We start from the raw sequence: 13,588 nt of genomic DNA, 5'->3' as shown, positions 1-13,588 counted from the left end.
CGTTCTTGCCAACGCGAGATGGCAAAACCCGGCTTAGGTGTCGCTTGTGCTCAGCAGTTCAGCTCTCGCGCGCGGGCGTGGCGCCGCTGGGTTCGTCGTCATCTCTCAGCGGCTTCCAGGTAATCACCCGATAGGCGTAGAGCAGGACGAGCACCACGATCACGCCGGTCGAGACCGGGTTCACCCAGCTTGCGACTTCGCTGTACTGCTTCCCGAGCAGATAGCCCGCGACGGTCAGCAAGGCGGTCCAGAGCGCGCTGCCCAGCGTCGTGTAGGCAAGGAACGGGACGAAGGGCATCCGCGCCATGCCCGCCGGCACCGAGATCAGCGTGCGGACGCCGGGAAGCATGCGCCCGAAGAACACGCCCACCCAGCCGTGCTTGTCGAACCATTTCTTGGTCCGGGTAATGTCGCGCGGGGTGATGCCGATCCAGCGGCCATGGCGGCTCGACAGGTGGCACAGGCGCTTGATCCCGATCTTGAGGCCGATCCAGTACCAAAGGAGCGCGCCCAGCACCGAACCGATAGTGCCCGCAACGATCAACAATGTGAGCGAGAATTTCCCCTGCGCCGCCATGTAGCCTGCGAGTGGCATGATCAGTTCGGACGGGATCGGCGGAAACACGTTCTCCAGCAGCATCAGCCCCGCGATACCGAAATAGCCGAAGGATGCGATGACGCCGGTGATCCAGTTGAACATGATGTCTCCTTTGGCGCCTCAAGCCGGAACGGCGCGCTGGGTTCGGTTATATTGGACGACAGGTCTCGCAAAGCCTCATTCGGCAGCCTCGTGCGGAGCGTCGGCCTGGCGTTCCTTCTCGCTTTGTCGCTGGCGACGCCGCAGCTGCTGTAGCTCTGCGCCACGCTCGCGGCGTTGGCCGTCTTCACTGGTGAGGAAAGCGCGCGCTTCCTGCTCCAGCATTTCCTTCAGCCGCGCCGCCAATTCGCGACGTTTGCGGAAACTGCGCAACTGCACCGTCGAAGAGGTCTGCGGCAAGAAGCGCTGATGCTCCCCGGCGTGATAGACATCGAAACAGAGCCGCCCGGCGGTCAGGATATTGTCGCGACTGCCCTCTGCCAGCACGGTGAAAATCACCGTTTCCACCCGTTTTGCGTCTTCGGGCAGGTCGGAGAATTCCAGCGCGACGTCCACAAGATCGGAAATGCGACCGAGATCGCGATATGCTGCGGTTTTCAGCGGGCCCTTGATCGACTCGTTGGGGCTGGACTCCGCGAATGGCGCAAAGCCCCCGGAATCGCTGGCGATCGAGTGATAGGTTTTCCCGTCGATCACGAGATCGGCCAGAAGGGCTTTCACGAAAATCGGCTCGGCACCCATATTGCCGAGCATCAGATGCCCGCGCTCATGGCCGCCCGCGACACGGGTGAGCAGCAGTTTCGAGCGACGCTCCCGCCGGAAATTCTGCAGCAGAAGTTGCAGATAGATAATCCAGACGAGCGCGGTGACGATCTGCACCGCGATACTCACCACCTGATTATGATCGACGAGCCACTCCATTTTCATCCTTCTGCTACGGTCGCGTGTAAGCTTTCATCGGCAACGCGGCAGAAGGGGCTCCGGGTCCGAAACCCGGAGAAAAGAAGGGCGCAGGGCTTGTTTCGCGTCGTCAGTCGGCCAGAACGAGCAGATCGCGGCTTGCGACGCTGACCTCGGCCTCGGTGCCGACCTTGGGCGGCGGATTGCCGGGACGGTTGAACGTGTCGAGCGCGATAAGCTGCCCTTCCACTTCCATTCTCACCCGCAGAATCGAGCCGAGGAAATGCGTCTCGACGATCCGCCCCGTGAACACTGTGTCATTGCCCTCGCGGCGGCCCAGCGCCAGAACTTCGGGCCGCGCGGCCAGCGTGACCGGAGTGCCTTGGCCCGCGGTGACCGGTTCGGACAGGATCACCTCGGTGCTGCCGACGCGCAGAGCGCCGCGTTCCGGATCGGCCACTTCGGCCTCGAGCGCGTTCAGCGTGCCCACGAATTGCGCGACGAAGCGGGTCTTCGGCTGGTTGTAGATCTCGAAAGGCGCGCCGATCTGCTCGGCCACACCGCCATTCATCACCACCACCCGATCCGAGATCGACAGCGCCTCTTCCTGATCGTGCGTCACGAAGATCGTGGTGATGCCGAGGCGGCGCTGAATGTCGCGGATCTCTTCGCGCAAGGAGACGCGGATCTTCGCATCAAGCGCGGAAAGCGGCTCGTCGAGCAGCAGCACGCGCGGCTGAATGGCGAGCGCGCGGGCCAGCGCCACCCGCTGCTGTTGCCCACCCGACAGCTGGAACGGGTAGCGGTTGCCCAGATCGGGCAGGCCGATCAGCTCCAGCATCTCGGTCACACGGGCTTTGATCTCGGCGCGCGGACGTTTCGCCACGCGCAGCCCGAAGCCCACGTTCTGCGCGACCGTCAGGTTGGGAAACAGCGCGTAGGCCTGGAACACCATGCCGATATTGCGCTGGTTCGCCCCCAGATGCGTGACGTCCTGCCCACCGATGCGGATCGCGCCGCCCGAAGGGCTCTCGAAGCCTGCCACCATCCGCAGCACGGTCGTCTTGCCGCAGCCCGACGGGCCGAGCAGCGAGATAAATTCGCCCTCTTCGATGGAGAGGTTGAAATCCTTCACCACGCGGTTCGCGCCGAAGGATTTTTCCAGATGTTCGATCTCGAGAGAGGCCATGGGTTACCGCTTTGCGTTCGTATGTTTGGAAAACCGGGTGACGAGTTGGATCAGCCCCATGCAGATCCAGGTGATCGAGAAGGCGATCACCGCAAGCGCGGCGGGCTCGTAAGCCTTGTTCGCGCCGGTCAGCTGCATATAGGGGCCGAATGCTGGCCGGTTGAGGAGCGAGGCGAGGACGAACTCGCCGATGACGATGGCGAAGGTGATGAAGGCGCCCGAGAGCACCGCTACCAGCACGTTCGGCAGGATGACGCGGGCGAGGATCGTGCTCCACCCGGCGCCGAGGCTTTGCGCGGCTTCGGTCAGCGTGCCGACATCGATGGTGCGCAGCCCGGTATCGACCGCGCGATACATGTAAGGCAGCGAGAGCGTGGCATAGCCCAGCATCAGCAGGAGGTTGGTGCCCGTCGTCGTGCCGGTCAGCGGCAGGATCGACGAGGTGTTATAGAGCCGGATATAGCCGAAGACGATCACGATCGGCGGGATCACCAGCGGCAGGAGCGTGATGAACTCCACCACCGGGCGCCAATGCGGCAGCTTGAGACGCACCCAATAGGCGGTCGGCACCACGATCAGCGCGCCCACGAGGATCGTAAAGATCGCCATCACGACGGAGTAGCTGAAGGTTTCGCGGAATTGCGGATCGGCGAGCACCGAGCGGTAAGCGTCGAGCGAATAGACCCCGCGCCGCGCGCGCAGCGAGAATTCCAGCGTGCCGAGCAGCGGCAGCGCGAAATAAAGCGCCCCGAACGCCAGTGCGAGCCAGGACCAGAGTTTCTTGGATTTCATCGCATCCACCTTTCCGAGCGTACGCGGAGCCAGACATAGGCGAGGTTGGCGAGGCCGGTGATGACGATCATCCCGAAGGCCAGCGCGTAGCCCAGATGCGGGTCCTGCAGCACATCGCCGCGGATTTGCGCGTAAAGCATGATTGGCACGATCGACATCGACGAGCCGGTGAGCGCATAGGCCGTCGCCACCGCGCCGAAGCTATTGGCGAACAGCAGCGCCAGCGTGCCCAGCAGAGAGGGCCAGAGGATCGGCAGCGCGACAATGCGCCAATACTGGAAGCCGGTCGCACCGAGGATGCTCGCCGCCTCTTTCCATTCGCGCTTCAGACCGTCCAGCGCCGGGGTGATGATCAGCACCATCAGCGGGATCTGGAAGAACAGATAGGTCAGCGTCAGGCCGAAGAAGCTGAGAAGGTTGAAGCCGTGGCTGTAGATGTTGAAGCCGAACCACGACTTCAGCAGCACGGTCACGAGACCCAGACGTCCCAGCGTCGCGAGGAAGGCGAAGGCCAGTGGCACGCCTGCGAAGTTCGAGGCCACGCCCGAGAAGGTCATCACCGGACCGCGAAGCCAGTTCGGCAGGCCGCCCAGCGTGACGGCGGCGGCCAGCGCGAAGCCGATCAGGCAGCCTACAAGCGCAGTGGCGAGGCTGATCTTGATCGAGATCCAGTAGCTCGCGAGGATCGTCGGTTGAAACAGGTTCACGAGGTTCGACAGCGTGAAGCCCCCGTCGCTCGTCCTAAACGCGCCCACCACGATATACATCGTCGGTGCGATCAGGAACAAAAGCGCGAAGAGCGTGAAGGGAACCATCCCCACCCAAGTCAGCGGCAGCTTGCGGCTTTGCATCGGGCCTCGCTTTGCAGAATTTTCAATAAAGTCGCCCCGCGCGATCAGGCGCGGGGCGTGTGCTTATGCGGGTTCGGTTACTGGACGTTCGCGCCGACGACGCTATCCCAGCCGCCGGTCACGACTTCCTTGTTCGCAGCCTGCGCGTCGAGCGACGGGAAGACCGCCTTGGCGTAGCCCTCGGCGGGCGGCATCGCGTCGAGCATCTTCTGCGGAACCTTGCCGTTGGCCGACAGGTCGTTGAAGCGGATCGGGTGGCAATAGCCTTCGAGCCAGCCGAGCTGACCTTCGTCCGAATAGAGGTATTCCATCCAGAGTTTGGCTGCGTTCGGGTGCGGCGCGTAGGCCGAGATCGCCTGAACGTAGACGCCGGCGACGACGCCCGATTTCGGCACGACGACGTCGACCGGCGGGTTGCCGTTCAGCGTGTCGCGACCGGCCAGAGCGTTATAGTCCCACTCGACGACGATCGGGGTCGCGCCCTGAGCGAGCGTCCCGGTCTTGCCGATGACGGGCACGAAGTTGCCGTTCTTGTTCATCTCGGCGAAGTATTTCAGACCGGCTTCGCCCGAGGCTTTGCCCGGCTCGCCGCCTGCTGCGACGCCCGCGGCCAGAACGCCGAGGATCGCCTGGTTCGAGGCGCGCGGATCGCCCGCCAGAGCCACCGAGTTCGCGTATTCCGGCTTGAGCAGGTCCGACCAGTCCTGCGGCACGTTGTCGACGATGTCTTTGTTCACCGCGAACGACAGCACGCCGTAGTAGTCGCCATACCAGTAGCCTTCGGCATCCTTGGCGCTGTCCGGGATCGTGTCCCAGGTCGAGACCTTGTAGGGCTGGATCAGACCCTCGTCCTTGGCCGCCGGGCCGAAGGAAAGGCCCACGTCGATCACGTCGGGCGCCTGCGGACCCTTGTTGTCCTTGTTGGCGCGGATCGCTTCGAGTTCATCGGCCGAGCCCGCATCGGGGTTCAGCTCGTTCACGGTGATCCCGGGATACTTCTTCTTGAAGCCGTCGATCACGCCCGCGTAGTTGCACCACGAATGCGGCAGCGCGATCGTGGTCAGACTGCCTTCTTCTTTCGCAGCAGCGTAGAGGTCATCCATGCTGTCGGCGAAGCTGACGCCGGTGCTGGCAGCAAGGGCCATGGCGCTGGCCGCTGCAAGGTAACGGAACTTGAAGGTCATTTTCAGGTCTCTCCCCGTTGATGGAGGGCGGTGCCGCCTCATGCGGTCCTGTCTCCCCCGAGCTAATGTCTTTCGACGGTTGTGCCGTCCGGTTGGCTCCGGCATCGGCGACCCTTTATGCGGGCGTTGTAACAGATTTTTGGCAGTACAGATGTTGAAGCAAAATTCCTCATCAACACTAGTTACAGACGCGTGAGCCGCGCCAACGAGCGAGGGCGCAGCCCCCGCTCGCGCCGATGTCAAAGGCACGCCTCGTAAAGCGCGCGGGTATTCTCGGCCGTCATCTCGACCGGGTTGCCGCCACAGGACGGATCTTCCAGCGCCATCTCGACCAGCATGTCGAGATCTTCGCGCTTCACGCCCATCTCGGTCAGGTTCGCCGGGATGGACAATTCGGTCCGCAGGCTCTCGATCCGGGCCTTGAAGCCCTCGAAGCCGCCCGCGATGGCCAGATACGCCGCCGCGCGGTTGATCCGCTCCTCGATGGTGGCGCGGTTGAAGTCGAGCACCATCGGCATCACGCAGGCATTGGTGGTGCCGTGATGGGTGCCGTAGACCGCGCCGACCGGGTGGCTCAGCGAGTGGATCGCGCCGAGGCCCTTCTGGAAGGCCACCGCCCCCATCGCCGCAGCCGACATCATGTTCGCGCGGGCTTCCAGATCGTCCGGCGTCGTATAGGCACGCGGCAGGTTCTCGAAGACGAGCCGCATCCCTTCGAGCGCGATACCCTGGCTCATCGGGTGGTAATGCGGGCTACAGAACGCCTCGAGGCAATGCGCCAGCGCGTCCATCCCGGTGCCCGCCGTGATGAAGGGCGGCATGCCGACCGTCAGCTCCGGATCGCAGATCGTGATCGCAGGCATCAGTTTCGGGTGGAAGATGATCTTCTTCTTGTGAGTCTCGGAATTGGTCAGAACGCCTGCGCGGCCCACTTCCGAGCCGGTCCCGGCCGTCGTCGGCACCGCGATGATCGGCGCGATGGCGTCACCATTCGCCCGCGTCCACCAGTCGCCGATATCTTCCAGATCCCAGACGCTCAGCGAAGCGTCCTGCCCCGCCATCAGCGCGATCATCTTGCCCAGATCGAGCGCGGAGCCGCCGCCGAAGCAGATCACGCCGTCATGGCCACCCGCCTTATAGACCTCGATCCCGGCGGCCATGTTGCCCTCGTTCGGGTTCGGATCAACCTCGGAGAACACAGCGCGGCCAAGACCCGCCGCATCCAGCACGTCGAGCGCCCCGGCGGTGATCGGCAGTGCGGCCAGCGCCTTGTCGGTCACCAGAAGCGGCTTCGCGATACCCACGGATTTGCAGTGATCGGCCAGTTCCGAAATCCGGCCGGGGCCGAATTTGATCGTGGTCGGATAGGACCAGTTTGCGGTGGGGGCAGTCATTTCGTCACCTTCTTGAGATGGTAGGATTTCGGACGCGTCAGCGCGTGGTAGCCCAGCACCGAGAGCGAGCCGCCACGGCCCGTTTCCTTGCAGCCGGTCCAGCACAGCGCCGGGTCGAGATAGTCGCAGCGGTTCATGAAGACGGTGCCGGTCTGCAGCCGCTTGCCCATCGCCTCGGCGCGGGCGGGATCGGCGGTCCAGATCGAGCAGGTCAGCCCGTAATCGCAATCGTTCATCGCGGCGATGGCTTCCTCGTCATCCTTCACCGGCATGATGCCGACGACGGGACCGAAGCTTTCCTCGCGCATCACGCGCATCTCGTGGTTCACGTCGACGAGGATCTGCGGCGCGAGATAGGCGCCACCGTCGTCTGCCGGGAACAGCTCGGGGTCGAGCAGCGGCTTGGCGCCATCGGTGATCGCATCCTCGATCTGGCCGCGCACCACTTCGGCGAAGCGCTTGTTGGCCATCGGGCCGAGGGTCGTCTCCGGTTCGAACGGATTGCCGAGGGTCAGCTTGCTCGCCCAGGCTGCGGCCTTTTCGACGAACGCATCGTAGAGGCTGGCATGGACGTAGATCCGCTCGATCCCGCAGCAGCACTGGCCCGCGTTGAACAGCGCGCCATCCATCAGCCCGTCGACCGCCGCATCCAGATCGGCATCCGCGGCCACATAGCCCGGATCCTTGCCGCCCAGTTCTAGGCCCAGCCCGGTGAAGGTGCCCGCCAGCGCGCGCTCCACCGCGCGGCCGCCCCCGACCGAGCCAGTGAAGTTGACGAAATCGAACGCCTTCGCGCCCATCAGCTCTTCCGAGGTCTCGTGCGTGAGGTAGACGTTCTGGAACACGTCCTGCGGCACGCCCGCCGCGTGGAAGGCTTCGGCGATACGCTCGCCCACCAGCATGGTCTGGGTCGCGTGCTTCAACATCACCGTGTTACCCGCGATCAGCGCCGGAACCAGCGAGTTGATCACCGTCATATAGGGGTAGTTCCACGGCGCGATGATGAAGACGACGCCGACCGGTTCGCGCGCGATCTGGCGCAGGAAGCTGTCGCTCTGCTCGACCACCATCGGGGCGAGCGCCTCTTCAGCGATCGAGGCCATGTAGCCCGCGCGCTCGTTCATGCCGCCGAATTCGCCGCCATAGCGGGTCGGGCGGCCCATCTGCCACGCAAGCTCCTCGACCACGAGATCCTTCATCTCGTTGAGCTTGGCGATGCCCGCCTCGACGAGCGCGATACGCTCCGACAGCGGGCGTTCGGCCCATGCGGGCTGCGCGGCGCGAAGGCTCGCGGCCAGCGCCTGCGCGTCGGAGGCGCTCAGCGCCTCGCGTTCGGCATAGACCTGCCCGTCGACGGGCGAGATACATTTCAGGGTCTTGGTCATCATGTCTCCTTGCGGGGTGTAGGGCCCCGCGGGTCTGTCAAAACTCAGGCGCGTTCGAAACCGCGCATCCGCTCCCAGTCGGTCACAACTCGGTTCTGTTCTTCGATTTCCCAGCGAGCGGCGCGCACGTAATGGGCCATCACGTCCTCACCGAAGGCGGATTTGAGCATGTCCGAACCTTCGAGAGCGCCCAGCGCCTCGGTCAGGGATTTCGGCACCTCGGTCACTTCGCCCGCCTTGTAGATGTCGCCCGCGGCTTCCGGCCTCGGGTCCATCTCACCCTCGATCCCGGCCAGCCCCGCCGCGAGAAGCGACGCGCAGGCCAGATAGGGGTTCAGGTCGGCCCCGCCGATGCGGCACTCGACGCGAATTCCTTTCGTGCCCTCGCCGCAGATGCGGAAGCCCGCCGTGCGGTTGTCGAGCGACCAGACCGCTTTCGTCGGCGCGAAAAGCCCCTCGCAGAAGCGCTTGTAGCTGTTGGTATACGGCGCGAGGAAATAGGTGATCTCGCGCGCATGGGTCAGCTGCCCGGCAAGGAATTGGTGCATCAACTCGGACATGCCGTTCGGCGCGTCCTTGTCGAAGAAGGCCGGTTTGCCGCCCTTCCAGAGCGACTGGTGAACGTGGCTCGACGAGCCCGCCTTGTCGGTGTGGTATTTCGCCATGAAGGTCGCCGAGAGCCCGTGGGACTGGGCGACTTCCTTGGCGCATTGCTTGACCAGCACATGCATGTCGGCGGTCTGAAGCCCGCCCGCATATTTCACGTTCAGCTCTTCCTGACCGCATTCGGCCTCGCCCTTGGAGCATTCGACCGGCACGCCCGCCGCATAAAGCGCGTTGCGCATCGCCCGCATCGCCGGTTCGGCGCGCGAATTGCCCATCAGCGAATAGTCGACATTGTAGCGCGCGACCGGGGTCGGATCGGGATAACCCGCATCAAAGAGCTGCGGATAGCTTTCCTCGAACAGGAAGAACTCCAGCTCGGTCGCCATCATCACGTCAAAGCCCATGTCCTTGGCGCGCTTGAGCTGCGATTTCAGCATCTGGCGCGGCGCATGGGGGATCGGCTCGTGTCTGTGATGATCGAGCAGATCGCAGATCACCAGCGCCGTGCCCGGAACCCACGGGATCAGCCGCAGCGTCTCCATGTCGGGCTTCATCACGTAATCGCCGTAGCCGCGCTCCCAGCTGGACGCGTCATAGCCCGGCACCGTGACCATCTCCATGTCGGTCGCCAGCAGGTAGTTGCAGCAATGGGTCTCTTCCCATGCGCTGTCGATGAAATGCGCCGCGTGGAACCGCTTGCCCTGAAGCCGTCCCTGCATATCCACAAGGGCTGCGATGACCGTATCGACCTCGCCTGCATTGACCGATTTCTTGAGCGCGTCGAACGATAATTTACGCGACATGAGTTCCTCCGGGATCAAGATCACCGCGCGAGATTGCCGCGCGGTGCGGGGCCCCACAAGAGGGCAAATGTTGCGTCGTAGGGGCAGCGTTTCCGCCGCCCCCGCTCTGCTTAGCCGCAGCGATAGGGCGGGCCTGCCTTCGCCATCGTCGCGTTGTATTTCTTGAAGATGTCGACGACCTTGGCCTTCAACTCGCTCTCGGCCGCGATCTCGTCCCAGAACTTGTGGGCGGCGTCTTCGACCTTCTGCCATTCGGCGTCCGGAATGGTCGTCAGCTCCATATCGGTGCCTTCGACGCGCAGCTTCGCCTCGCCCGACCAGTACCAGTACTGGCGGTGGTAATGCGATTGATCGAAGCAGGTCTTCATCAGCGTCTTCAGACGATCCGGCACCTCGTTCCAACGATCCATGTTGGCGAAGAAGTGGCCGATCCATGCGCCCGAGATGTTGTTGGTCAGGAAATAGGGCGCGTTCTTGCCCCAGCCCGAGGTGTAATCCTCGGTGATGCCCGACCATGCGACGCCGTCCAGCTCGCCCGTCTGCAGCGCGACTTCCACGTCTTCCCACGGGATCGTCACCGGCACGACGCCGAACTGCGCGAGGAAGCGCCCGGCGGTCGGGAAGGTGAAGACCCGTTTGCCGTTCAGATCGTCGAGCGACTTCACCGGCTCTTTCATGGCGAAGTTACACGGGTCCCACGAGCCCGCCGAGATGTGCTTCACGCCGACGGCCGAATACTGCTCGTCCCAGATCTCGTTGAGACCCCATTCGTTGAACAGCGTCGGCACATCGAGCGAGTAGCGCAGGCCGAAGGGGAAATAGCCGCCGAAGACGGTGACTTCGGTGGGCGAGGCCATCGAGTCATCGTCGGATTGCACGGCGTCGATCGTGCCCGACTGCATCGCGCGGAACAGCTCGGAGGTCGGCACCAGCTGGTCGGCGTAGTAAAGTTCGATCTCCATCTCGCCATCGGCGATTTCGTTGAAGGTCTTGATGCAATTGTCCACGACCTGTTCGGCCAGCGCAGGTCCGGCATAGGTCTGCATACGCCACTTGATCGGCGTGGTCTGCGCGACGGCCGGGGCCGCAAGGCCCGCCGCAGCCGCACCCACCGCACCGGTGGTGAGGAACTGTCTTCTTGTCGTCATCACTCTCTCCTTGTTGGTTGATCCCGGTTTTTCCGGGTTATGGTTATCTTCCAAGCACCGCATGCGGCAGCCAGAGCGCCAGCTGCGGAAAGATCATCACGAGGATCAGCGTCAGGACCATCACGCCCACGAAGGGGATCACCGAGGCGTAGATCACCGGCAGGGTGAATTCCTTGGGCGCCATCGCCTTCATCAGGAACAGATTATAACCGAAGGGCGGCGTGAGATAGGCAACCTGACAGGTGATGGTATAAAGGACACCGTACCAGATCATGTCGAAGCCCAGATGCCGGGCGAGCGAGACATAGACGGGCGCCACGATCACCAGCATCGCCGTGTCGTCGAGGAACATCCCCATCACGAGGAAGCTCAGCTGCATCAGGATCAGGATCTGCCACGGGCCAAGACCGAGACTTTCGGTGAAGAAGTCTTCGATCGCGCGGCCCGCGCCGAGACCGTCGAACACCGCCCCGAAGGAGAGCGCCGCGGTGATGATCAGCATAAACATGACGGTGATCTTGAGCGTGTTCTCGGTCGAAACCTTGAAGACCTGCCAGGTGAAGCGCCGCTTGATGGCCGCCGCGAAGACAGCGGCCAGCGCGCCGATCACCGAGGCTTCGGTCAGGCTCGCCCACCCCTTAAGGAAGGGCACCATCATCGCAACGAAGATGAAGACCGGCATCAGACCCGCGCGCAGCAGGCGCAGCTTCTCGCGCATGGTGATCATGGCGCGCTCTTCCGCATCCATCGGCGGCGCGAGGTCCGGGTTCAGTTTGCAGCGGATCACGATATAGGCGACAAAAAGCGTGGCCATCAGCAGCCCCGGCACCGCACCTGCCAGCCAAAGTTCCGACACCGGCTGCCGCGCGATCAGAGAGAACAGCACCAGCACGACCGAGGGCGGGATCAGGATGCCCAAGGACGAGCCCGCCTGAATCACCCCCGAGATCATCAGCTTGTCGTAGTTGCGCCGCAGCAGTTCCGGCAGCGCGATCGTCGCGCCAATGGCCATGCCCGCGACCGACAGCCCGTTCATCACCGAGATCATCACCATCAGCATGATCGTCCCGATGGCGAGGCCGCCCGGTAATGGCCCGAACCAGACGTGGAACATGCGGTAGAGGTCTTCGGCCAGACGGCTCTCGGACATCACGTAGCCCATGTAGACGAACATCGGCAGCGTCAGCAGCGGCGTCCATTTCATCAGCTTCATGACCGAGCCGAAGCCCATCTGCGTGCCGCCCGGCCCCCAGAGCCAGAACGCCGCGACGACTGCGACGAAGCCGATCGCGCCGAAGACACGCTGACCGGTCAGCATCATCAGCAGCATCGTCGAGAACATCAGAAGGGCGATGGTGTTGTGATCCATCAGATTTCCTCTCCGCGAATAGTCGCGACATCGCGGATCAGAAGCGCCACGGCCTGCAAGAACAGAAGCGCGAAGCCCGTGGTGATGATGACCTTGATCGGCCACAGCACCGGACGCCACGCGGTCGGGTTTCGCTCGTTATATTCGAAGGAATAGACCGTGGAATCGAAGGCCGAGTAGACCATGATCCCGAGGTAGAACATCAGCGCGAAAACGGTGAAGGCATCCCACCAGGCCTGCCCTTTCGGCGACCAGCGAGAATACAGCAGGTCCATCCGCACATTGGTATCTCCCTGCAGCGTCCACGGCGCGCCGAGCATGTAATAGGCAACCAGCGTGAACTGGGCCATTTCGAGCGTCCAGAGCGCGGGAATCTCGAAGATTTTCGTCAGCGACGAAAACAACATGATCGCCATCATCACGTAGAGCAGGTACATCGCCACCTTGCCGAGCTTGCGGTTGAACCCGTCGATCAGGCGGACATAGGCGACACTCCAGCGTGGCATCAGGCGGCCTCCCCGTTATTTGCGGTGATCTGCGACAGCGCGGCTTGCAGCACCGGGGCAAGCGTCACGGCCATCGCCTCTTGCGCGGTAGGATCGGCGATCAGATCGTTGCGCAGCTCCAGCATGACATTCGGCAGCCCCATCGGCGTGGCCTGCAGCGCCAGCGTATGACAGACGCCATCCGCGCCGGAGTAAGGTTCGTTAAGACGCGCATCGAGCTGGGTCACACGGCGGGCTTCCTCGAGAACCGCCTGCGCCAGGCTCGGATCGGCATCGTGGATCACGCCAAGCTCGACTTCGCGGGGCTTCCCGAACCAGATCGGCGTGAAGGAATGGACCGTCACCAGCGCCGTCGGCCGCCCGCGGGCCAACCGCTCGGCGATCAGACTACGTAGGGATGCGTGGAACGGCTCGTATAGCGCCTCGGTGCGCGCACTACGGTCGTCCGGCGAAAGCGCCGCATTGCCGGGAATGTCGTGAATCTCGGAAGTCACGGGCATTGCACCCGGATGATGCGGCGGGCGGTTGAGATCGTAGATCAGTCGCGACTGGCGGGCGGCGACCAGCGGCGCCTCCAATTGCGCAGCCAGACCGCGCGCAAGGCCCAGCGCACCGGGATCCCAAGCGATATGCGCCTCGCGCTGATCGGGTGTCAGACCCAGATCGCCCCAAGGCGCAGGAAAGGCATTCGACGCATGTTCGCAGACCAGAACGACCTCACCCGGTCGATCCGCGCCTTCGATTTCCACCGCTGCATGCGCGCTGTTCAAATCGGTCCCTCTCTGTTGAGCGGCGCGATTCTACGTCGCGTCCTGGGGTCAGGCTCGCCCCGCCAAGCCGCATCTGTCAAGAAAATTTCAGAG

The 13,588-nt window shown here is 63.4% G+C and carries 13 protein-coding genes; all 13 read right to left on the bottom strand.

What is annotated here, in order from left to right:
• Nucleotides 1-58: 58 nt before the first annotated feature.
• The 13 genes from BMI91_RS16310 to BMI91_RS16250 all read right to left on the bottom strand — a co-directional run bounded on the left by BMI91_RS16310 (nt 59) and on the right by BMI91_RS16250 (nt 13,495).
• Entirely contained in the window at nt 59-700 is a 642-nt protein-coding gene (locus tag BMI91_RS16310) for a DedA family protein (protein WP_078605911.1), read from the bottom strand.
• Nucleotides 701-775: 75 nt separating this feature from the next.
• On the bottom strand, nt 776-1,519 hold the full coding sequence (locus tag BMI91_RS16305) for a hypothetical protein (protein ID WP_146684131.1): 744 nt from the start codon (nt 1,517-1,519) through the stop codon (nt 776-778).
• Between the two features lie 109 nt (nt 1,520-1,628).
• Nucleotides 1,629-2,687, bottom strand: a complete 1,059-nt coding sequence (locus BMI91_RS16300; protein ID WP_078541554.1) for an ABC transporter ATP-binding protein — start codon at nt 2,685-2,687, stop codon at nt 1,629-1,631.
• Nucleotides 2,688-2,690: 3 nt separating this feature from the next.
• A complete protein-coding gene (locus BMI91_RS16295) occupies nt 2,691-3,479 on the bottom strand; it encodes an ABC transporter permease (RefSeq protein ID WP_078541553.1) in 789 nt (262 codons plus the stop codon).
• Nucleotides 3,476-4,330, bottom strand: a complete 855-nt coding sequence (locus BMI91_RS16290) for an ABC transporter permease (RefSeq protein WP_078602374.1) — start codon at nt 4,328-4,330, stop codon at nt 3,476-3,478. The genes BMI91_RS16295 and BMI91_RS16290 overlap by 4 nt, the downstream gene beginning before the upstream one ends.
• Nucleotides 4,331-4,407: 77 nt before the next feature.
• Entirely contained in the window at nt 4,408-5,475 is a 1,068-nt protein-coding gene (locus BMI91_RS16285; RefSeq protein WP_408648145.1) for an ABC transporter substrate-binding protein, read from the bottom strand.
• A 278-nt stretch (nt 5,476-5,753) separates the two neighbouring features.
• On the bottom strand, nt 5,754-6,908 hold the full coding sequence (locus tag BMI91_RS16280; protein ID WP_078605909.1) for an iron-containing alcohol dehydrogenase: 1,155 nt from the start codon (nt 6,906-6,908) through the stop codon (nt 5,754-5,756).
• Nucleotides 6,905-8,293: an aldehyde dehydrogenase family protein gene (locus BMI91_RS16275; RefSeq protein ID WP_078570835.1), complete on the bottom strand. Its 1,389-nt coding sequence runs from the start codon at nt 8,291-8,293 to the stop codon at nt 6,905-6,907. Before BMI91_RS16275 ends, BMI91_RS16280 begins: the two co-directional genes overlap by 4 nt.
• A gap of 44 nt (nt 8,294-8,337) precedes the next feature.
• The gene (locus BMI91_RS16270) at nt 8,338-9,702 is read right to left on the bottom strand and encodes a glutamine synthetase family protein (protein WP_078605908.1); all 1,365 of its coding nucleotides are present in this window, start codon (nt 9,700-9,702) and stop codon (nt 8,338-8,340) included.
• 110 nt (nt 9,703-9,812) lie between these two features.
• Nucleotides 9,813-10,850 (bottom strand): TRAP transporter substrate-binding protein, encoded by a 1,038-nt coding sequence (locus tag BMI91_RS16265; protein ID WP_078522177.1) that lies wholly within the window; start codon nt 10,848-10,850, stop codon nt 9,813-9,815.
• 43 nt (nt 10,851-10,893) lie between these two features.
• Nucleotides 10,894-12,219, bottom strand: a complete 1,326-nt coding sequence (locus tag BMI91_RS16260; protein WP_078605907.1) for a TRAP transporter large permease — start codon at nt 12,217-12,219, stop codon at nt 10,894-10,896.
• Complete coding sequence (locus tag BMI91_RS16255; RefSeq protein WP_078522175.1) at nt 12,219-12,725, bottom strand: TRAP transporter small permease subunit; 507 nt, start codon at nt 12,723-12,725, stop codon at nt 12,219-12,221. The genes BMI91_RS16260 and BMI91_RS16255 overlap by 1 nt, the downstream gene beginning before the upstream one ends.
• Entirely contained in the window at nt 12,725-13,495 is a 771-nt protein-coding gene (locus BMI91_RS16250; protein WP_078605906.1) for an N-formylglutamate amidohydrolase, read from the bottom strand. Before BMI91_RS16250 ends, BMI91_RS16255 begins: the two co-directional genes overlap by 1 nt.
• Nucleotides 13,496-13,588: the final 93 nt, after the last annotated feature.

Source organism: Thioclava sediminum, assembly GCF_002020355.1.
GTDB lineage: Bacteria > Pseudomonadota > Alphaproteobacteria > Rhodobacterales > Rhodobacteraceae > Thioclava > Thioclava sediminum.
This window is presented reverse-complemented; position numbering and strand designations above follow the sequence as displayed.

Bases quoted from the DNA above. Each gene is read 5' to 3' on its own strand.
- BMI91_RS16310 (WP_078605911.1), bottom strand. From the start codon at position 700: ATGTTCAACTGGATCACCGGCGTCATCGCATCCTTCGGCTATTTCGGT.
- BMI91_RS16305 (WP_146684131.1), bottom strand. From the start codon at position 1,519: ATGGAGTGGCTCGTCGATCATAATCAGGTGGTGAGTATCGCGGTGCAG.
- BMI91_RS16300 (WP_078541554.1), bottom strand. From the start codon at position 2,687: ATGGCCTCTCTCGAGATCGAACATCTGGAAAAATCCTTCGGCGCGAAC.
- BMI91_RS16295 (WP_078541553.1), bottom strand. From the start codon at position 3,479: ATGAAATCCAAGAAACTCTGGTCCTGGCTCGCACTGGCGTTCGGGGCG.
- BMI91_RS16290 (WP_078602374.1), bottom strand. From the start codon at position 4,330: ATGCAAAGCCGCAAGCTGCCGCTGACTTGGGTGGGGATGGTTCCCTTC.
- BMI91_RS16285 (WP_408648145.1), bottom strand. From the start codon at position 5,475: ATGGCCCTTGCTGCCAGCACCGGCGTCAGCTTCGCCGACAGCATGGAT.
- BMI91_RS16280 (WP_078605909.1), bottom strand. From the start codon at position 6,908: ATGACTGCCCCCACCGCAAACTGGTCCTATCCGACCACGATCAAATTC.
- BMI91_RS16275 (WP_078570835.1), bottom strand. From the start codon at position 8,293: ATGACCAAGACCCTGAAATGTATCTCGCCCGTCGACGGGCAGGTCTAT.
- BMI91_RS16270 (WP_078605908.1), bottom strand. From the start codon at position 9,702: ATGTCGCGTAAATTATCGTTCGACGCGCTCAAGAAATCGGTCAATGCA.
- BMI91_RS16265 (WP_078522177.1), bottom strand. From the start codon at position 10,850: ATGACGACAAGAAGACAGTTCCTCACCACCGGTGCGGTGGGTGCGGCT.
- BMI91_RS16260 (WP_078605907.1), bottom strand. From the start codon at position 12,219: ATGGATCACAACACCATCGCCCTTCTGATGTTCTCGACGATGCTGCTG.
- BMI91_RS16255 (WP_078522175.1), bottom strand. From the start codon at position 12,725: ATGCCACGCTGGAGTGTCGCCTATGTCCGCCTGATCGACGGGTTCAAC.